General features: G+C 39.7%; 15 protein-coding genes and 1 tRNA gene. 6 read left to right on the top strand and 10 right to left on the bottom strand.

The window, feature by feature from the left end:
- Window positions 1–53: 53 nt before the first annotated feature.
- Entirely contained in the window at window positions 54–2,504 is a 2,451-nt protein-coding gene (locus tag LCM02_RS03280) for an exopolysaccharide transport family protein (RefSeq protein WP_224926896.1), read from the bottom strand.
- 6 nt (window positions 2,505–2,510) lie between these two features.
- Window positions 2,511–3,299 (bottom strand): polysaccharide biosynthesis/export family protein, encoded by a 789-nt coding sequence (locus LCM02_RS03275; protein ID WP_224926895.1) that lies wholly within the window; start codon window positions 3,297–3,299, stop codon window positions 2,511–2,513.
- Between the two features lie 92 nt (window positions 3,300–3,391).
- Between LCM02_RS03275 and LCM02_RS03270 the strand changes: the two genes are divergently transcribed.
- From LCM02_RS03270 to secA, 4 genes are all read left to right on the top strand, one after another.
- Window positions 3,392–4,162, top strand: a complete 771-nt coding sequence (locus LCM02_RS03270) for an O-methyltransferase (RefSeq protein WP_224926894.1) — start codon at window positions 3,392–3,394, stop codon at window positions 4,160–4,162.
- A gap of 68 nt (window positions 4,163–4,230) precedes the next feature.
- Window positions 4,231–4,797: a cob(I)yrinic acid a,c-diamide adenosyltransferase gene (locus LCM02_RS03265; protein WP_224926893.1), complete on the top strand. Its 567-nt coding sequence runs from the start codon at window positions 4,231–4,233 to the stop codon at window positions 4,795–4,797.
- Window positions 4,798–4,929: 132 nt separating this feature from the next.
- The gene (locus LCM02_RS03260) at window positions 4,930–5,151 is read left to right on the top strand and encodes a DUF2795 domain-containing protein (protein WP_224926892.1); all 222 of its coding nucleotides are present in this window, start codon (window positions 4,930–4,932) and stop codon (window positions 5,149–5,151) included.
- Window positions 5,152–5,323: 172 nt separating this feature from the next.
- The gene (gene secA / locus LCM02_RS03255; protein WP_224926891.1) at window positions 5,324–8,659 is read left to right on the top strand and encodes a preprotein translocase subunit SecA; all 3,336 of its coding nucleotides are present in this window, start codon (window positions 5,324–5,326) and stop codon (window positions 8,657–8,659) included.
- Between the two features lie 62 nt (window positions 8,660–8,721).
- On the opposite strand, the gene LCM02_RS03250 is transcribed toward secA, so the two are convergent.
- The 4 genes from LCM02_RS03250 to LCM02_RS03235 all read right to left on the bottom strand — a co-directional run bounded on the left by LCM02_RS03250 (window position 8,722) and on the right by LCM02_RS03235 (window position 13,857).
- Entirely contained in the window at window positions 8,722–9,792 is a 1,071-nt protein-coding gene (locus LCM02_RS03250) for an AMP-binding protein (protein ID WP_224926890.1), read from the bottom strand.
- Window positions 9,782–10,729, bottom strand: coding sequence for a CPBP family intramembrane glutamic endopeptidase (locus LCM02_RS03245; protein ID WP_224926889.1), 948 nt, complete (start codon window positions 10,727–10,729; stop codon window positions 9,782–9,784). The genes LCM02_RS03250 and LCM02_RS03245 overlap by 11 nt, the downstream gene beginning before the upstream one ends.
- 31 nt (window positions 10,730–10,760) lie before the next feature.
- Complete coding sequence (locus tag LCM02_RS03240) at window positions 10,761–11,807, bottom strand: o-succinylbenzoate synthase (protein ID WP_224927772.1); 1,047 nt, start codon at window positions 11,805–11,807, stop codon at window positions 10,761–10,763.
- A gap of 79 nt (window positions 11,808–11,886) precedes the next feature.
- Window positions 11,887–13,857 carry a glycoside hydrolase family 97 protein gene (locus LCM02_RS03235; protein ID WP_224926888.1) on the bottom strand — a complete coding sequence of 657 codons (1,971 nt, stop codon included), beginning with the start codon at window positions 13,855–13,857 and terminating at the stop codon, window positions 11,887–11,889.
- A 115-nt stretch (window positions 13,858–13,972) separates the two neighbouring features.
- Here LCM02_RS03235 and LCM02_RS03230 point away from each other — a divergent pair.
- Together LCM02_RS03230 and LCM02_RS03225 are read left to right on the top strand one after the other, a co-directional pair.
- Window positions 13,973–14,044: transfer RNA gene (locus LCM02_RS03230), tRNA-Arg, on the top strand.
- A 214-nt stretch (window positions 14,045–14,258) separates the two neighbouring features.
- A complete protein-coding gene (locus tag LCM02_RS03225) occupies window positions 14,259–15,785 on the top strand; it encodes a T9SS type A sorting domain-containing protein (RefSeq protein ID WP_224926887.1) in 1,527 nt (508 codons plus the stop codon).
- 35 nt (window positions 15,786–15,820) lie between these two features.
- On the opposite strand, the gene pulA is transcribed toward LCM02_RS03225, so the two are convergent.
- Genes pulA through LCM02_RS03205 form a run of 4 tightly spaced genes read right to left on the bottom strand, consistent with a single transcriptional unit; the run spans window position 15,821 to window position 21,348 of the window.
- Complete coding sequence (gene pulA, locus LCM02_RS03220) at window positions 15,821–17,818, bottom strand: type I pullulanase (RefSeq protein WP_224926886.1); 1,998 nt, start codon at window positions 17,816–17,818, stop codon at window positions 15,821–15,823.
- A 31-nt stretch (window positions 17,819–17,849) separates the two neighbouring features.
- Window positions 17,850–18,149, bottom strand: coding sequence for a chaperone modulator CbpM (locus LCM02_RS03215; protein WP_224926885.1), 300 nt, complete (start codon window positions 18,147–18,149; stop codon window positions 17,850–17,852).
- Window positions 18,150–18,151: 2 nt separating this feature from the next.
- On the bottom strand, window positions 18,152–19,066 hold the full coding sequence (locus LCM02_RS03210) for a DnaJ C-terminal domain-containing protein (protein ID WP_224926884.1): 915 nt from the start codon (window positions 19,064–19,066) through the stop codon (window positions 18,152–18,154).
- Window positions 19,067–19,086: 20 nt separating this feature from the next.
- A complete protein-coding gene (locus LCM02_RS03205) occupies window positions 19,087–21,348 on the bottom strand; it encodes a S9 family peptidase (RefSeq protein ID WP_224926883.1) in 2,262 nt (753 codons plus the stop codon).
- Window positions 21,349–21,463: the final 115 nt, after the last annotated feature.

The raw sequence follows: 21,463 nt of genomic DNA, 5'->3' as shown, positions 1-21,463 counted from the left end.
AAACTTTTGCCATGATGTTAAACCCTGGTTCATATTCGTAAATCACCCAATAATCAGGTAAACCTCTTTCTTAATTTCTTAAACCAACCTAAGCGTTCATCTTTATGATATCCGTTACCGTATTTCCCATAACCATATCCGTATCCATATCCATATCCATAAGTGCCCCCGTACCGGTTCTGTACTTGAAAATCATTCAAGACATAGCTTATATGTTTTACCTCACCATTCTCATATTTCCCGTCAATCATTTTCGGCATGCCCCGTTGTGTATAATTTTGTCGGATCATATAGATAATGGCATCAGAATACTTGAACAATTCCAGGGCGTCGGCAACCAGCCCCACAGGAGGCGTATCTATAATGATATATTCATACTTTTCCTTGAGATTCTCAAAAAGTGTCGAGGTCTGATCACTTATAAGAAGTTCCGAGGGATTTGGTGGTACGGGCCCTGAAGTGATCAGCTCAAGATTTTCAATGCCTGAAGGAATCGTAATCTCTTCAAGTGTATTCTCACCAATAAGGTAATTTACCACTCCTATTTTGTTGTCGGCTCCAAAATCGGTATGCATCTTAGGTTTACGAAGGTCCAGTCCGACCAGTATGGTTTTCTTACCACTCAAAGCAAAAACCGTAGCCATATTTTCAGCACACAGGGTTTTACCTTCCCCGCTCACAGAGGAAGTGATCACAATGGTTCGGGATTGATTCCTGGTTTGAAACAGGAATTGAATATTGGAACGCAGCGCCCTGAAGGATTCCGCAACCGTTGAATTTGGTTTTCTGTGAACAATCAATCGATCTTTATCATATTTATTCTTACCTATGACCCCTAAAACAGGAATTTTATATTCCTTCTCGATCTCCTCAACAGATTGAAATTTATTATTCAGGGTTTCCTTAGTCAAAACATAAAGCATCGGTAACATCAGGCCAAGCATCAAAGCGATTAAATAATTAAATGAATTCTTGGGCTTAATGGGTAACTGGCCCGTGTCTTTAGCCTTATCCAGAATCTTTATATCCGATACGTTGGCAGCAATTGCGGTACCGGCCTCATAACTTTTTTGCTTTAAATAGTTGTAGTTTGATTCCGTAATATTGTATTTCCTTTGAAAATTAAGCAGCTGCTGCTCCTTGGGATTCAGGCTCCCCAGTTTGGCATTTGTATTCGCCATTCTACGATTTACACTGTTCAGTTTGTCCTGGGTGATTTTTTTTAAAGAACTAATTTGCTCCAGAAGAATCTGGCTCTCAAGTTCAATTTGGTCATTAACCCTGATCAATGGCGGGTAAGAAGGTTTCACCTTTTTTTCCAAACCTTCCCGGGTCTTTGCCAGCATAATTAAATTATTCACACTAGTCACAATTCCCGGATCTTCCATCTCTACCAAAGCGGGTGCCGGAATGTATTCGCTGTTGATTACGCTGTTGGTTGTGAGGTAACGCTCCAGATTATTCAAATAATCGATTCGGTTTAAAATCTGTTGGGATTCGTGATCAAGTAATGTAACCTCATTGAGAAGCGTAGTTCCCTCAACCGACAGATTATAGATCTTGTTCTTTTGTTTATAATCGCCAAGATCGGTTTCGATCGTCTTAAGGCTATTGGCCTCTATCTGAAACAAGGTATCAATATATTCCTGGGTTCGCAGTGCGTATTTAATTTTCTGTTCACGCTGATCCTTGTCAAGAACATTTACCGTTGTATTTAAGAAATCTTCAATTTTCTTTTTGTTCTCTCCTTCAAAACTCAGTTCAATGATGGAGGTTCCTTTCTTTAGGGTGGCTACGTCCACTTTCTGGTATCTCTTTACAATACCGTCAAAATTATTGAACCTGATGTAATAGACTCTGCCCGTAAGATCAACATCCTCATAAGTTCGTTCCACTTCAAAGGAGAAAAACGGGGAATCAAGCATACTGTTTAAGGGGAATACCTCTGAGAATTCTATCTCTTCAGGAATTATTTTCCTTGTATCATTGAGCTCGTAATTGATCAAGGTGTTGTTCTCATCATCCATCTCAAAGGATATTCTAACTTCTGAATTGCTCAGAAACTCCAGTTTCATATCCGTATTCTGTAACTGATACTTCATGGTATCTATTGTCACCTTAAATGGAGATCTACCATAAATATCCACTTTACGGAAAGTTCCTTCCGAATAATAATCCAGCGTGAGATCCAGCTGATCAACCACTTTCTCATTATGAGTTCTGGACTGCAAAATGGTAATAATGGTTTCTACCTTATCACTTGGGCCTCCCCAGTTAAAAGCAATATTGGTACTCGAGGAGAATAAAGGGTTCTGTTCATCCTTGACCGTAATCAAACTCTTCAAGCTATAGACTTTTTGTGAGGTAGTATTTACAATTTTGGCAATGATCAGGGCCAGAACAATAACCACAGCGAACAACTTCCAGTAACCCAATATTTTATAGAGATATTCCTTGATATCGAAAGACTGAATTTCCAGATCGAACTTGTTGACTTCCTTCATTTATTTCTATAATGCGTTAACTAATAATATGGTTGTTGTGATCAAAGACAAAACGGCAATTAACGAGGTAATGGTCTGCATACCTGAAGTTCCCGTACCCCAGGATTTTTGTTTGAGAGGCTCTACATAGATAATATCATTGGGTTGGATAAAGAAATTATTGGAATCAAAACTATTGATATCCAGCATATTTACCGTATACTTCTTGGTACCATCGATTCCCTTTCTGTACACATGCACATTTTCCCTGTTACCCGTAACTTTGATATCTCCTGAAGCCGCAATGGCCTGGACCAGGTTTACCTGGTTCAAATATAACACATTGATACCCGTTTTTCCAACTTCTCCAATGGTCGTGTAGCGTATCCCCGCCAACCTCACTTCAACAAAGACATCATTGGGGTCCTTAAAATATTTTTCGAACTCTTTGTCGATCTTTTCACGGACTTCATTCGTGGTGTAACCCAAAACATTGATATCCCCTAAATAAGGTAATCTGATATTCCCATGTTTATCCACGGAATAGGATGTAAAATATACACCAATCTCATTTCTATTGACAGCATTAGGAGCATTTTCCGATATAGAAGGATTAAAAACCTTACTTACATCCTCATCCGAAGATTTGATCTGTATATCAATCAAATCATCCACCTGCATTCTGTAGGGCTGGTCCTGAATCCTGGCTATGGAATCGGCTTGTTCCAATTCCCCTTGAAAGTAAACCTGTTTCTTCAATGGAATACAGGAGGTAAACATGGCAAATAGCAATAAAACTGCTATAATCTTCCTCATATTATCATTTTTGAGTCAATGGCAAATATAATTTTTAAATTAATATTAGAATAATTTTTCTTTCTAATTTAGCAAATAAAAATTGTACTGTGATGCATGCAGTCAAAGCTTATTTTAACTACCTGCTAACCTCTAAAAATCAATACGGAGTTCACTCCCCTTTTCTTTTTGATTATCTGACAAAAGGATTATCCGGAAAATCCATTCTGGATTTCAGTAAGGCAAGGCAATTTCGAAAAGAACTCGATCAATCCAGGGAATCCGTTATTGTACAGGATTTTGGGGCAGGATCAAAGGTTTTTAAAGGAAACAAAAGATCTGTTTCCAAAATTGCAAAAAATGCCGGGATTTCAAAAAAGAGGGCCAAACTTCTGGCCAAAACCCTTCATTATTTTAGGCCGGAGAATGTTCTGGAAATAGGGACCTCACTGGGTATTTCAACTGCTTATATGAGTATTGGAGCCCCAGAGGCCAAGATCACAACGCTCGAAGGGTGCTCGTCTACTGCCGGAGTTGCTAAAAAACAATTCGAGAAATTCAAAATGAACAATATCAAGGTTGTTGAAGGTAAGTTTGATAAAACCCTGGATTTAGTGCTGAAAAACCAGCAATACGATCTGATCTTTTTCGACGGTAATCACCAAAAAAGGCCCACCATTGAATATTTTGAAAAGTGCCTGAAAGCTGCTCACGAGGATAGCATCTTTATCTTTGATGACATTCACTGGTCGGTTGAAATGGAAGAGGCCTGGGAGTATATTAAGAATCACGGCTCCGTAAAACTGAGTGTTGACACCTTTAAATGGGGGCTTGTTTTCTTTCATACGGGCAGAGAAAAACAGCATTTCACACTCCGCCTTTAGGATTCTGTAGGAAGCCGCGGTAAAATATTAAATGAATATGCCTATTTTTATGCCATCAAAAAAATGATATGAAAATATATACGAAGACTGGAGATGATGGAAAAACTTCCCTCTATGGCGGAACACGGGTAAAAAAAAACGATCTGAGAATTGATGCCTATGGTACCGTAGATGAATTGAATTCATACCTGGGTTTGATAAGGGATCAGATAGATGAGGAAGGGCTGATCAATGACCTGATCAGAATTCAAAGTAGATTATTCACCATGGGCGCCATGCTCGCCACCCCGAAAGAAAAGGAAAAGAAAAAAGATGGCACCGATCGATTAAAAATAAAAAAGATCGAAGAGGCTCAAATTGACTTTTTAGAAAAACGAATTGATGAGATGAATGAAGTTTTGGATCCCATGACACATTTCATACTCCCTGGAGGCCATACCGTAGTGTCATTCTGTCATATAGCTCGGTGTGTTTGCCGAAGAGCCGAAAGAAAAACTGTTGAATTAGCTGACAATGAAATCATTAATGACTACATTCTTGTCTATCTGAATCGATTATCCGACTATTTATTTGTGTTGGCACGGAAATTGACCAAGGACTACCAGGTGAAGGAAATTCCTTGGAAAGGCCAGTAAGAAAGGGTGTTTTAAGGTTCTTTAACACCGGTAATAAAACGTTCTTTTAACAGCTGAAAAATAGTATCTAAAAAACTTGCATTTTTCAGTAAAAAAATTACTTTTGCATTTCAATTTAATTAATTTTCAATTATGTATTGGACATTAGAATTAGCATCGTATTTGAGTGATGCACCTTGGCCGGCAACAAAAGATGAGCTGATCGATTATGCAATACGAACCGGAGCCCCACTGGAGGTTGTGGAGAATCTGCAAGCCTTGGAAGATGAAGGGGAAAGTTACGAGGTCATTCAGGAGATTTGGCCTGACTATCCAACGGATGAAGATTTCCTTTGGAACGAAGATGAATACTAGAAAACAAAAGTCTCCAAGGAGGCTTTTTTTTTTACAAAATATCCTTTAGCTATTGAGAAAAGGCAATTGCTTCTGAGCAATTGGGCCTGAAGTGAACAAAACAGTTAGGTCACTTCCAATAGAAGGAAGAAATAATTACCGATCCGGGATCGGTTTTAATAAACGTTAGATTATGAGTTTTTTAAATTCAGTATTAAAGGCATTTGTAGGAGATAAGAGAAAGAAAGATCTAAAGCAGCTGCAGCCTTTAGTGGAAAAAGTAAGATCATTCGACCAGGAAATGTCTTCCCTGACCATTGAGGATCTTAGAAATAAAACAACCCGTTTTAAACAATTGATTGCCGAATCAAGAAAACCTTTTGAGGAGGAGATCCAAAACCTTGAGAAGGAAATCGAGACTGCTGGTATAGACAGAAAAGAAGCAATTTACAAGGAAATTGATCAGTTGAATGATCAGGCCTATGACGCTTCTGAAAAGGTGCTGAATGAGATTCAGCCCGAAGCTTTTGCCGTTATGCGTGAAACTGCAAAAAGATTTGCCAATAATGAAACTATCAAAGTAAAAGCGACAGCCTTTGACAGAGAATTATCGGTTCATGATTACGTGTCCCTTGAGGGTGACGACGCCATCTGGTCCAATTCATGGAACGCGGCGGGCAAACCCATTACCTGGGATATGGTTCATTATGACGTTCAGTTGATTGGCGGGTCGGTACTGCACCAGGGAAACATTGCTGAGATGATGACCGGGGAAGGAAAAACACTTGTGGCCACCTTGCCCATCTATTTGAACGCCCTTACCGGTAATGGAGTGCACGTAGTAACCGTTAACGATTATCTGGCGAAGCGTGACGCGGCCTGGATGGGGCCTATTTTTGAGTTTCACGGTTTGAGCATCGATTGTATCGACAATCACAAACCCAATTCAGATGAAAGAAGAAAGGCTTATCTCGCTGATATTACTTACGGAACCAATAATGAATTCGGCTTTGACTACCTGAGAGATAATATGGCCCACTCTCCTAAGGACCTGGTTCAAAGACCACATAACTACACGATTGTGGATGAGGTGGACTCTGTATTGGTAGATGATGCACGAACACCGCTGATCATTTCAGGTGCGATCCCACAGGGAGATCGTCATGAATTCAATGAATTAAAACCGAAGGTAGATGAGTTGGTCAGATTACAAAGCAAATACCTTATAGGGGTGTTGGCAGAAGCCAAAAAACTGATCGCGGAAGGGAATACGAAGGACGGTGGCTTCCTTTTGTACCGGGTGTTCAGAGGGCTTCCTAAAAACAAGGCCCTGATCAAGTTTTTGAGTCAGGAGGGAATCAAACAATTGCTTCAAAAGACGGAAAACTTCTACATGCAGGACAACAACCGTGAAATGCCAAAAATTGATGAGGAGCTTCTGTTTGTCATTGAGGAAAAGAACAATTCCATAGACCTTACCGATAAAGGGATTGCACATCTTTCTGGAGACAATGAAGATCATTTCTTTGTCTTACCTGATATGGGAATCGAAGTTGGAAAGATCGAAGCCAAGGACATATCAGCAGAAGATAAAGCCAGGGAGAAAGAAGAATTATATCGGGATTTCAGTATAAAGAGTGAAAGGATTCACACCATGAATCAGTTGCTTAAGGCGTATACTCTTTTTGAAAAGGATGTAGAATATGTGATCATTGAGGATCAGATCAAGATCGTGGATGAACAGACTGGCCGTGTTATGGACGGAAGACGTTATTCAGACGGGCTGCATCAGGCACTTGAAGCGAAGGAAAATGTAAAGATCGAAGCGGCAACTCAGACTTTTGCCACCATCACCCTGCAAAATTACTTTAGGATGTATCGCAAGCTTTCAGGTATGACCGGTACGGCCATCACGGAAGCGGGAGAATTCTGGGAAATTTACAAACTTGATGTGGTTGAGATCCCCACCAATATGCCTCTTATCAGGGATGATCGTGAGGATTTGATCTATAAGACAAAAAGAGAGAAATACAACGCTGTGATTGATGAGATCAACAATCTGGTCAACCAGCAAAGGCCGGTTCTTGTAGGTACTACTTCTGTTGAAATATCAGAGTTACTCTCTAAAATGCTATCTATAAGAAAGATAAAACACAATGTACTGAATGCTAAATTGCACAAAAAAGAGGCTGACATTGTTGAATCGGCAGGTAACCCGGGGGTGGTAACTATTGCTACCAACATGGCCGGTAGGGGAACGGATATCAAATTATCTGATGAGGTGAAAAAAGCCGGAGGTTTGGCAATTATTGGTACTGAAAGACATGACTCAAGACGTGTTGACCGCCAGTTAAGAGGTCGTGCAGGACGTCAGGGTGACCCGGGATCTTCCCAATTCTACGTTTCGCTGGAAGATAATCTGATGCGTTTATTCGGCTCGGACAGAATTGCCAAGATGATGGATAAAATGGGTCTTAAAGAAGGTGAGGTCATTCAGCATTCCATGATTTCCAAATCAATTGAAAGAGCCCAAAAGAAAGTCGAGGAGAATAACTTTGGAATTCGTAAGCGATTATTGGAGTATGATGATATCATGAACGCGCAAAGAGAGGTGATCTACAAAAGAAGAAGGCATGCGTTGTACGGAGAACGTTTGCAGGTAGACATAGTGAATATGATCTATGACACTTGTGATTCCATAGTACTGAACAATAAGGCAACTAACGACTACTCTAATTTTGAATTTGAACTGATTCGTTTCTCCTCCACTACTTCACCTTTTAGCAAGGAAGAATTTGAGGCTAAAGATGAACAGGTATTGGTTGAAGAGTTGTTTAAAGTAGTCTATGAGCACTATCAGAGTAAAATTGAACGAAGTGCTGTAGCAGCATATCCGGTGATCAAGGATGTTTATGAAAAACAGGGAGATCGATATGAGCGCATTGTTGTTCCGTTTACCGATGGCATAAAAACCTTGCAGGTAATTACGAATTTAAAAGATGCTTATGAAACTGAGGGGCAGCAGCTGGTTGAAGATTTTGAAAAAAATATCACCTTAGCCATTATTGATGACACCTGGAAAGATCATTTGAGAAAAATGGATGATCTTAAACAATCGGTTCAAAATGCTACTTACGAACAAAAGGATCCTTTATTGATCTATAAATTTGAAGCCTTTGAATTATTTAAACAAATGCTGGACAAGGTAAATAAAGAAGTACTTTCCTTCCTGTTCAAAGGAGAGCTTCCTAGTCAAAGCCCGCAACAGGTTTCTCAGGCAAGAGAACAAAAAAAGGAAAAAGTCCAGTTGAGCAAAGCTGAATTCAATAGTCCGACCCAGGATGTTCAGACCAATCAGACTCAACCACAGCAGGTAACTGAGACCATAGTCAGAACGGAAAGAAAAATTGGACGTAACGAAAGGGTTAACATCAAGAATATTGCAACGGGTGAATCCAAAACCGTTAAGTACAAACAAGCGATTCCGTTGATCGAAAAAGGGCAATGGGTGCTTATCTCAGAGGATTAAACAATTCTTGAATATTAAAAATAAAGATGGGGTGAATTTATCAGTTTAAATTCATCCCATTTCTAATTTAAAACCTTTTTCATTGTTTGCTCCCGCTGAATTTTTCCTGTTTCTGTGTAGATAAACGAGTTCACAAAATATACTTTTCTCGGAATTTCGAATTTTAACAAAATTCTCGGGCGCTCTTCATGATACGATTTTAATACTGACAAAAGATCATATTCCTGATCACTTTCTACAAATAGGACCATTTGTTCTCCCAATCTTTCATCCTTTTCCGGGCCAAGAAAAAAAGGAACATGAATAAGTTTGCTCAATTTTTTTTCGATCAGCTCCGGCATTAATTTAATTCCGCCTGAGTTGATAACATGATCATGCCTTGCGATCCATTGAAAAGAGCTGGGTGAAATTAGTTTCACAATATCATTGCTAACCACCTGATCCGCACATATATCTGGTGCATCAATGACCAGGCAGCTTCTTGAATCTCTTGAAAAATTAATGTTGGGTAATGCCTTATAAACAGTTTTCCCCCCTTCAAGGCCTGAGGCTTTATTGAGTGGTGCAAGGGCAACATGGGTTACGGTTTCCGTCATGCCATAGGTGGCATATATTTTTGTTTTCAGATCAGTAATTCTTTCTTTTAGTTCATCAGAAACTGCTCCTCCTCCAACGATCAGAGCACCTATGTTCCCAAGCTTCTCAAGACTATTCTGGACCTGTAACGGGACCATAGCTGAAAAATCATACCTTATATCCCTAATTTCAGGAGTACCTGAAGCTTCAACCATATCCATTTCCCAGCCCTTGATCATGGCTCGTACCAACATCATCCTGCCGGCGATATAACCTAAAGGAAGGCAATGTAACACTTTGGCCCCCTCATTTAAAGCAAAAAAAGATGCCGTTGCCTTTGCTGAATTTATCATGTGTTCCCTTTTCAAGGAAATTTCCTTTGGTACACCCGTAGAGCCTGATGTCTTTATACGAATTAATCCAGATTCAGAAAACCACTCTGTCACAAAATCAGAAAGTTCAGGATAACAGGCATCAACAAATTGAATCAGGTCATCCTCATGTAAGAATGACCTGTCATTCCATTTAAATTTTGGATGTAAAAGACTAGTTTTCATCATTCAAAGGAGCCTCACCAACAGGTCCCAAAAGTTTATTTTTCCAGTTGGACCAGTTATATTTTTTAGCCAAGAAATAAATGACCAAGGGATAGACCACAAATACGGGCAAAAACATATACATGTCTAAAGACGGTTCGGAAATATCCTTAAAGAGTGCCTCGGTTTGAAAAGCTGCCCAATTTACTGTTACAATTACCGCAGCCACAATATTATTTGCGGCATGCATACCCAAAGCCAGTTCGGTTCCTTCATCCATTAGGGTTATGATCCCAAATAAGAATCCGGTTCCAATATAATAGAGGAGGATCAAAGACCCTAATTTCTCGATTTCCGGATTAAAAGCATGCATCAATCCAAAACCAATCGATGTAATCAAAAAGGGAACGGCGGCACTTTTAAATCCAATCCCGAGCCCCTGCATCAGGTAGCCTCTAAACAACAATTCTTCGAAACTAGTTTGTAATGGAATGAACAGAAACGCAACAACCAAAAGAATCAAAAATGGTACAGGTTTGAAATTCAATACGAAATGATCCGGATGAATCACATAATCAATAGCGATGAATAAAACAGAAATCAAAAACCAAAATACAAACCCGTAGATGACCCTGTTCCAATCCACTGAAGAGCGCGAAGTAATTAAACTGCGGATACTTCGAACATGAACTTTCTTAACAGAAAACAACAAGGCAAGCAAACCAAATACAAAGGTGAGTAGAACAACAAATAAGTAAAGATTAGAATCTATTCCCAGATCAGCAAAAGCATTCTGAGAGCTAACGATCAAATCATTTACACCTTCGGCTTTATTCAAGGCAACAACAAATAGAGGTACCACCCCTATCAATTGCCAGCCAAGAAAAACAATAATAATCGTAAGGATATAACGCCACCAGTCATTTTTCCCGGTGTAGGCCTGTTCAATAAAGTTCATGTGGTAAAATTTTTTCTAAAAATACTATTATTCAATTTAAAAACTGTTCTACTTCCTGCCATTTTCTATCTTTAGAATAATGCAAGGCTCCCTTATCCACAAAAAGCGGACAACTGATATTGTTTGTAAAAAGGCCGCCCGTTCCTAATCCTTGAGGAAGGTTATTATCCAGCGTATAGGTAAACTGAGCAATGGCATTCAAACCAATATTGCTTTCAAGAGCCGAAGTGATCCACCAGCCAATCCCTTTTTTTTTGGCTAGCCGGATCCAATCTCTACTTCCCTGAAAACCTCCTACCAGACTAGGTTTTAAAATGATGAATTGTGGGCTTATTTCATCTAATAGCTTCTTTTTATCCTCAATATTGACAATCCCGATCAATTCTTCATCAAGAGCAATTGGCAGCGGTGTTGATCGGCATAAATTGTACATGGTTTCTGTTTGGCCCGCTTTTATTGGCTGCTCAATAGAGTGAATATCCAATTGGGACAGAGCTTCAAGTTTTCTCATGGCCTCATTCGGATTAAATGCTCCATTAGCGTCAACGCGCAATTCCAGTTCAGATGCGTTAAACCGACTTCTAATATTTTTTAAAAGACTCAGTTCAGTATCAAAATCAATAGCACCAATCTTCATTTTAATGGTTGTAAAACCTTCCTGAAGCTTTTTCTCTATTTGATCCTTCATAAACTCCTCACTTCCCATCCAGATCAATCCATTAATGGGTATTGAATCCTTGCCTTGGGTAAAACCGGAAGGAAAAAGGTCATACCCGGACCGGCTATATAAAGACAGCAAAGCCTGCTCCAGGCCAAACTGAATCGAAGGGAATTCTCTCAATTCCTGCAACAATAAATCCTTTTCCAGCGAGATATTGTTACACAGCCATTTCAGTTTTGCTTCATAACCCTCCCGATCATCGTAACTCAGGCCACGAAATAATCCGCACTCTCCAATGCCGCTTTTCCCATCGGACTCCAGCATCAGAAAAAACGTTTCCTTTTGTTTTAGGACACCTCTTGATGTACCCCCGGGAATTTTAAAGTTTAAAAAATATCTGTGAAATGATGCTTTAATAACCAAGTTTTTGAAGATTTAAAACAAATATATACTAATTCTAAAATTTTAATACGGGGTTCTTTCCAGAACTATTTTTCTAATAGATTCTGGCAATCCATCCCCCACCGGAAACCATATTTACCGGTATGATACTGTTCCGGTCTACCTCGAGGATTTCCTTTTTATAATCTTCCGCATGCCTTGAAGCATTTACTCCATCTTTAAAGATTTCCATTTTATAGGTTTTATCGACTGGTAAAAAATCCAGGCTCAGTGTAAAAGACCTGGCCGTATTATCTGTCATGCCGGCTAAAAACCAATCCTCATCCTTTCTCCTTCCCATTAAAACATAATCAGCCACTTGGGCATCAAAAACAAGAGTCTCGTCCCAAGTTGTGGGAATTCCACTTATCAGATCAACGGATTCCTGTTCTTCTCGGTATCTGCTCGGGGATTCGCATAACATCTGTAAAGGTGCCTCATAGATCACATACATAGCCAACTGATGACACCGGGTTCCCATGGCCATTGGCCTTGTAAAACTAACCGCATAATTCCTTTCATGTGCATTGGCCATTGCCCCGGGCGTAAAATCCATCGGTCCCGCTGCCATTCTGATAAAAGGAATGGTTACATTGTGTTCAGGTGTAATGTCATGACTCCATTTATTATTTTCATTCCCTTTGACACCTTCGTAATTGATCAAATTGGGCCAGGCCTTTTCTATGCCAGCCGGCTTAAAGGCCCCATGATAATTTACAAGAAGCTTGTGTTTCGCCGCAATTTCAGCAATCCGTTCATAAGAATTTACCATATACTGGTCACTTCTTTGCATAAAATCCACTTTGACTCCCTGAGCTCCCCAGGAGGCATAAAGAGAAAGTATTTCCTCCGTATCCTCATCAAGAGGCTTCCAAAGGACCCACAGGATGATACCAACATTTCTATCTTTTGCATATTGAATCAATCCCTTGATATCGATTTCAGGATTGGCCTCCTTGATCTCTGTGGTAGACTTTGTCCATCCTTCATCCAGTATCACATATTCAATGTTGTTCTCAGATGCAAAATCGATATAATATTTATAAGTCTTATCATTTATTCCGGCTTCAAAATCAACCCCGTATATATTGTTGTCATTGTACCAGTCCCAAGCCACCTTCCCGGGCTTGATCCAGGATGTATCCTCAATCTTCGAGCTGTTCGAGAGCTGGGTAACTAAATTAGACTCAAGAAAAACCTCATCCTTATCGCCTATAATAAAAACGCGCCAGGGATACTCTCGCGGCCCGTCTACTTTAGCGATATAATCTGCTTCCTTTTCAATAATCTGGTTTCGATCAGGAGAATTCAATTCATTGGCAGTGGCCTTCAAAACAAATTTAGGAAATACAGACTGTAAACCCTCACCTTCCTTTCTAAGGAACATTCCCGGATAATTGTGCAAGGCAGCTTCCGTAAACAAAACCTTTGATTCAGCATGCTCAAACATAACCGGTAAACTGCAGAAATCACCCATTTTTAAATCCGAAACTTCCTTGTGCAAATAAAACCTTTCATTATGGGAGTACATCGATTCTTCCTTTGGGAAGTAAGACTTGGCTCCTTCAGGAAACCGAAGATTCAAAATTTCATTTTCAACAATTCCAGAAGTGGATCTTGAATCGATGAATTTATAGGCCACACCATCATTGAACAACCGAAACACGATCCTGTAGCCATCCTTGTAATTCAGGTTTAGTTCCAGATATTCACTTTTGATTTTAGCGTCTTTATGAGGAATATCAGGCCTGATAGATTCAGTTTTCTTGTCCAGGGTAGAATTTTTCAATTTCGCCTTTTGCCCAAGGGTTCTTTTCCCTCCCATGAGCATGGCAATAGTTGCTTCTTCGATAACAATCTTTCCATTTAAACTAATGTTCCAATTAATGTCACCCTCTGTTTTAACCGTTAATAACAGCCTGCCATCGGGGGAAGAAATCGATTCGGTCTGCCCAAAAATATGGGAGGTAACAGCAACCAGCAGTAGAAAACACAAGTAAAATCTAATATTATAATTGGACAGCATATTTCAATGATTTGGATAGGATCATAAATATAAAAAAACCCCTTCAAATAGCTTTCCAATTCTACATTTTAAATATATATTTGTTGGTCCAAAAGGAAGATTAAATTCGATATATGCCTCCGTAGTTCAACGGATAGAACAAAAGTTTCCTAAACTTTAGATCTAGGTTCGATTCCTAGCGGAGGTACTTTTTCCTAAAGGGAGTGTAAGGTTACCCCCATAAATTTTCTTCTCAATTATTATTTGCTCAACTGTTAAATTAACCTATCTGATCTCATAGTGTAAAACTGTGAAAATATTCTCTTCAATAAACTGACTTTAAACAGGTTACCATTTAGCCAAATTGCAAAAATTGATATTTTTTTGTACATTTACCAAATAAGTCCAAAAATCAAATTGCTATGGTTAAAAAGTTACTTTTATTTTTATTTTTTTTGTGCACCTCCTTAAACGTTGGTCAGGCTCAACAAATCGAACTCCTCGGATTAGGAGTGAATGGAAAAACTTCAGAGTCTTTATCAATTTCTGATTGGAATTCTGTCAATGAGGTAAAGGCTTATGCCACTTCAAAAGGATTTAATGCAATCCCTCCATCGGACGGGGTCTTGTTTGACAATGGATCTGATTCTGATTCAGAATGGTCTCAAATATCAGGAGATCAAAATCTTTCCTCAGGTTCAGATCCTTCTATAGGAGTCTATTCAAGGAAGTTCTCATCACTTACAAACTCTGTTATTAATGCGGTAATTAAAAGTGGAATGGAAGACAACATTCATTCATTCTACGCACTTATTCATCGAAATCGTTTGGAATTAACCTACACAAGCTATTCCGATATAACACCTGTCTTCATGTATCACAATGGGTCCGCAAATCCATACACTTATTCAATCGATTTCGAACCTGCAAATGAATCCAGGGATATTGTTGTCCGAATCCCCGTTTCGGAATTGGACGCAACAATTCGAAACATGATTATAAATATAAAATCCGATGATGGATATTTAAATGCAACTTTCTCTGAAAATACCTATGATCAGGGAAACTCGTTTCTTTTATTCGAATATAAATTCGAAAATATTCCAGGGGATATAGATCGGTTGGATATTTCAATTTATTCACCCGATCCGGCTTCAGACAATTACAATGGAGACTCCTTTATTGTTGGTGGAGTGGTTGTTGATGTTGAGAAAGTCTACGATGGATGCACGCTAACGCAAGGATACTGGAAGACCCATTCACTTTGTAAATCCGGTAACGGAAATGGTCCCAGAAGGGACTCTACATGGGATTTAATTCCTGGTGGTTACGCTGAAAATACCAGTTTTTTTCTTTCGAAACAGAATTATTGCGAAGTGTTTGACACAAAACCTGGTAAGGGAGGGAAATATTATATTCTGGCTTACCAATACATTGCTGCCCAATTGAATTTGCTCAATAATTCAGATCCAAGTGACATTGCCGATGCATATAAGGAGGCTACAGATTTCTTGGAAGAACATACGCCTCAGGAAGTGAAAGGCAATAGAACATTGGAAGATAAGGCAGTTAAACTGGGTGGAATTCTTGATGATTTTAATAACGGAAGAATTGGACCTGGTCATTGTGATGATAAGGATGATACTGAAAACGAAGAAGAAATTCAGACGGTTTGGATTAAAGAAATTAGAAACAAACCTCTTATTTACCCAAATCCGGCTACAGAAGCAGGCAAAATTGCGTTTAAATCGAAAGAGAATGGTATTTCCTCAATCGAAATGTTCAATATTCATGGTCAAAAAGTTGGAACCTTCTTCAATGCAAGAACTAAAAAGGGTCAAGAGACTGAGATTGAATATGATGCCTCAAAACTGCCAAAAGGAATGTATTTTGCCGTGATTAAAAATGGAACCTATATTTACAAAGAAAAGATTGTTATTGGTAATTAAAAGATCTTTGTTACGAAGCAGGTTCCTCTTGGGGCCTATTTCTGATAAGCGACAAACATGGAAATTGAAGGCACTCTGACTACACCGGAGAGTATTTCACCACTTTTGAGATTGAATTCATCCCCTCTTACGGCTAAAGTCCAGCTACCTTCAATTTCCATTTCAACAGGAGCCTCATTTGCATTGTAGACCACAAGGATATTCTTCCAGGAATCTCCATTGGCATGATCCTTTATTTGATAGGCAATAAGACCGGGTTCCGTCCTTTCAAATGACAGATGTTTTCTCACCTCATCTCCAGAGGTCATCCTAAATGCCGGATGATCCTTTCTTAGTCGGATTAGATTCCTGTAATACTCAAAGACTTTCAAATGATCAGCCTTCCAGTTCCAGTCAATCTGATTGATGGAATCCGGTAAATTATACGAATTATGTTCTTCAGCCTTCGTCCTGAGCATTTCAGATCCGGCATGAATGAATGCTACCCCCTGCGAGGTCATAACCACCGCATTGGCAAGCTTATCCATGGCGATTAAGGTTTTTTTACCGGTGTCGGGTCGTGACACTTTCAATTTATCATACAAGGTATGATTATCATGACATGAAACATAGGAAATAGCCTGCCAGGGGTCATTGGCCCAAGCAGAATCTGAATAATTAACTTTACCATAGTCCACTTCAGGATGTTCAATAGAACCCACAATGCCAAACTTTACCGACTCCTCGGCCCCTTCTGCCCCACTGACAAATCCAGTGCTTTCATCTACAAAAACCGAACCTTTTAGACCGTCTCTGATATCATCACTAAACGCAGTGATTAGGGGCATTTTTATGATGTGTTTTTTTAAGGCTCTTTTTTCTTCAGGCAACGGGCTGTCTCCTGCGGTCCATCCCTCTCCATAGACAAAAATATTAGGGTTAACATCTTTAAGGGTTTGAGCAACTTCATTCATCGTTTCAATATCATGAATACCCATAAGATCAAATCGAAATCCATCCAGATGATACTCTTCTGCCCAGTATTTGACAGATTCCAGAATGAATTTCCGCATCATGATCTTTTCAGAAGCCGTTTCGTTTCCACAGGCTGCAGCATCAGAATAGCTTCCATCGTCTCTAAATCTGTAATAATATTCCGGACTTTCCAGATTAAAATTAGAATTCTCAGTCCTCCCTGTATGGTTATAAACCACATCAAGAATAACCCCTATCCCATGGTCATGAAATGTTTTGACCATTTGTTTAAACTCCTTAATACGCACCTCAGCGTGAAAAGGATCAGAAGAAAAAGATCCCTCAGGAACATTGTAATTTTGGGGATCGTAGCCCCAGTTGAATTGTGCACTGTCCAGCCTGCTTTCATTGATGGCATAGTGGTCAAAAGTGGGCAATAAATGTACATAATTAACCCCAAGCTCATTTAAATGATCTATACCCGTGGCAACTCCACCAGGCCCTCTGGTTCCTGATTCCACCAACCCCAAATAGGTTCCCGGACCCGAAGACCCTGACTCCGGATGAATCGTCATATCCCTGATATGCATTTCGTAGATTATGGCTTCATTCGGATAGTTTAATTGAGGGCCTTTGTCCTGATCCCAGTTTTCAGGATTTGTGAGTTTCATATCAAGAACCATGGCCCTTTTTCCATTCACCCCAACAGCCTTGGCATAAACCCCAGGGGTCTCATCAAGCCATTCACCGTCATATTTTACCTGATACGTATAATAAGTTCCGTTCCAGTCACCATCAAGTTCTTTGACCCATGCCATGCCACCAGGGCCCTGCTCCATTTCAAATTGTTCAAAAGGTTCTCCTCCTTTGCCCTGTCTGTACAAATTTAACCGAACCTTATCGGCATTCTGAGACCATAATTTAAATACGGTAGCCTCTTCACGGTAAGAAAGCCATAGCCCTTCCTCACCAGGGCTTTCACCGGACCTGTGGGAATGGCCTTTTTCATTTTTATTTGAGCAGGAACCAAGCACACTAATCAGAATTAGGAAAATCGCCGCTCTCAAAGGTTTCATCATTTTTAATTGATTTTACGTTTTTCATGGTTTTTTAAAAATCTTCTTCATACAGTCTTAACCTGCTCTGAACCCTGCTTAACTCAGCCTGTAGCTTTTCCATTCTTTGAAGCAGATTCAGCACGACATCTACTCCCTCAATATTTACATTGAGTTCACGATGAATCCTTATAATACGGTCAACTTCATGTAACCTGTCCTTATGCAGATACAAGGTATCTTCAAGAGCAACGATCTCAAGTAATCCCTGATCATCCAGTTCTCTGAAAAAAGAAATCTTCGCCTGATACAATTCACAAAGATGATGAACAGAAATGTAATTCTCTATTTTCATAATTATCTCAATTTAGACAGTTCGTTAAACAACTCCTTTTCCTTTGAACTCAGGTTCTCAGGAATTTTAATTCGATAAGTGATGATCAGATCACCAAACTGACCTTCTTTTTTATAGACCGGAAAGCCCTTCCCCTTCAATTTCACCTGGGTTCCGTTTTGAGTACCTTCCTTAACTTTTAGTTTAGCCTTTCCCTCAAAGGTATTAATGACCAGCTCTCCTCCTAAAACAGCCTTATACATATCCAGATCAACTGTCTTAAAGAGGTTGTTTCCATCTCTTTTGAACTCAGTGGAATTATCGATTTGAAATCGTATGTGCAGATCTCCTTTCGGTCCGCCATTTACGCCTTCTCCACCATAGCCCTTTATTTTGATTGTCTGTCCATCCCTTACCCCTGCAGGAATAGTAAGTCGTATATTCTTGCCATCAACGGTCAAAGTTCTCTTGTGCGTATGGTATACATCGTTTAGGCTCAAATGAAGATCTGCTTGAAAATCCTGCCCCCTGAAGGTTGCTGACCTGCCTCTGAATGACCTGCCGCCGCCAAACATGGAACTGAAAAAATCAGAAAAATCTTCTTCAGAAAAATGTCCGGAATACGTTTGTCTTTGAGACTGGCCTCCTGACTGGCCCCTGGAACTCCTGTCCCTGTAATATCCCTGTTGTTTGGCTTTTTCAAATTCTTCTGCATGCTTCCAGTCTTTACCGTAAGTGTCATACTTTTTCCTGTTCTCCGCATGGCTCAAAACCTCATTGGCTTCGTTTATCTCTTTGAATTTTTGCTCAGCCTTCTTATCATTCGGGTTCAGATCCGGATGGTACTTTCTCGCCAGCTTTCTGTAAGCTTTCTTGATATCAGCTTCTGTAGCTTTTTTATCTACCCCAAGTATTTTGTAATAATCAATAAATTCCATGTCAACGAATCAATTAAGAATTAATTGGATGCATTTGGCGGATTGTGTTCCATGATATATTCAGTAATGGTGGTATACAAATGTTTCCTTGTGTTTTCACCTTCATAAATTCCGTGAGACCTGTTGGGATAGGCCATCATTTGAAACTGTTTATTTTGCTTTATCAATTCATTGATCAGGATTTCAGCACTCTGATAGTGAACGTTGTCATCGGCAGTCCCGTGAATCAAAAGGAGGTTTCCTTCAAGATTTTTGGCATAGGTAACAGGAGAACCATCTATAAAATCCTGCATATTCTCCTGCGGAAGGCCCATATAGCGTTCCTGATAAATATTATCATAAACCAGCTGATTGGATACAGCGGCTACGGCTACTCCGGTTTTATAGATTTCAGGGAACTTAAACAACAGATTCAAGGTCATGGTTCCTCCGCCACTCCATCCCCAGACACTGATTCTTTCCTTATCAAGATATTCAAGCTTTAACAGTTCCTTCGCGGCCAGGCCCTGATCTCTGACATTAATTCGGCCCACCTGACGATAAATACTTTTTCTCCATTCACTTCCTTTTAAACAAGGAGTTCCTCTGTTATCCATATTCACGATGACATATCCCTTTTGAGCCATCATTACATCCCATAAACCGACCTGTGTATCTGTAGCCACCTGTCCCCAGGGTTCACCATAAACATTAAAAATAACAGGGTATTTTTGATTTGGATCGAAATTTAAAGGAAGTACCATTTTTACATCGATCTCAATACCTTCTTCCGTGGTTACTTTTGTAAATTTCACCTCCGGAAGTGACAGCGTTGACCTTTTTTCGGCATAAGCCTTATTATCAACTATTGTCTTAATGATCTTATGATCCGGCAAGCTCACAAACCGCACGGTTCTTGGCGTTTTTGCACTTTGATGGGTATGGATGCCATACTTTCCGTTGGGGGCGATATTGTAATTGTTAACCCCGCTAAAACTCGCCGGCGTCAGTCTTTTTTGCTTGCCTTTACCTTTTATATCGGTACTGTATAAGTATCGTTGCATGCTATTTTCCGGGGAAGCCATATAATAGATACCTTTTTCTGTTGGAACGCGCATCGAGGCCACATCATAGTCAAACGGCGTCACAAGCACCTTTTCACCTGTACTGATATGAACTTTATAAATATGCCTCCAGCCATCGTTTTCAGTCATTCTTAAAAAAGCTTTCCCGCCATCAGCCAGTTCCAGATCATTGCTTCCCCAGCTATTAGATGAAATATCCGGGTACAAGAGCTCAATATAGGTGTCTTCTTTTTCCGTATACACTTTTCGCAAAGCCTTTGTAGATGGTTCGTAGGACCATACAATAAGCGTATTCTGATGCCTGTTCATTTGCTGGATCAGCAGTAGATCATCATTCACCCACTGCATTCCGGGAACATAATTCTCTCGTTCCCCGCCGTACAAAGGAACCCAAACGGTTGTTCCTTTTTTGAGGTCGATCACTCCAATCTTTGCTGCAGAGGGTTCCTGACCCACTTTGGGATACTGAACAGGTATTGGCCGTGAATAGATAGAATCCGTGTTGTTGATCATATAGAACACACCTGTATCTGAGGCATCCAAATTCCAGAAAGCAAGATAACTATCCTCAGGGCTGACGCTAAAACCATCTCGCTTACCAAATTCCTCTTCATAGACCCAGTCAAACGTACCATTAATGATATCCCCATCCCCATCGGCAGTTAACTGTTCTATCTCACCTGTTTGAAAATTTTCTTTGTAAATATTGAACTTATGTACATAAAAGACATATTTATTATCTGATGAAAACTTAGCAAACATTAAGGAGGAAGGTTCCATAGACATACCCAATTGTTTCAGTTCTCCTGAATCTTGATCAAAAACCCAATAATCTCCTTTGGTATTGGAGCGCCAGACTCTGCTTGAATTTGTAAAAATCAGTACTTTTGAACCATCTGCCGACAGGCTAAAACTCTCAATCTTTAAGGGGCCCTTCCCGGTCACTAAATTTGACGCAGACACGAATTCGCTTTGACTCTGGGTTTGACTGTCATAGCGTACCAATCTATCTGCCTCCGGGTTCTGTTTGGATTTTTCAATGATCACATAAGCGTTTCCGTTTTCGATCCATTGTATGGTGCGCTCATAGCTTTGACTGAACTCACCGGAATAAATTCGATCAAGGTTTAACAATTGAGAATTCATATTCTCCTGGGCCACAATTAAACTGAAAGGAATCAAAGCCAGGAATAAGGCAAGATTAAAATACTTACACATATCTATTGTATTGTTTTACTGATAATTAAATAGGTTTAATTTATCCTCTTATTTATTTTGAAAATCACTTCTGTGATCATGATAAAGATAGGGTTTTTTTGACCATTTCCCTGAT

Source organism: Lutimonas saemankumensis (genome assembly GCF_020171465.1).
GTDB classification, from domain to species: Bacteria; Bacteroidota; Bacteroidia; order Flavobacteriales; family Flavobacteriaceae; genus Lutimonas; species Lutimonas saemankumensis.
The sequence above is the reverse complement of the archived record's forward strand: the minus strand, read 5'-3'. Positions and strand labels throughout refer to the sequence as shown.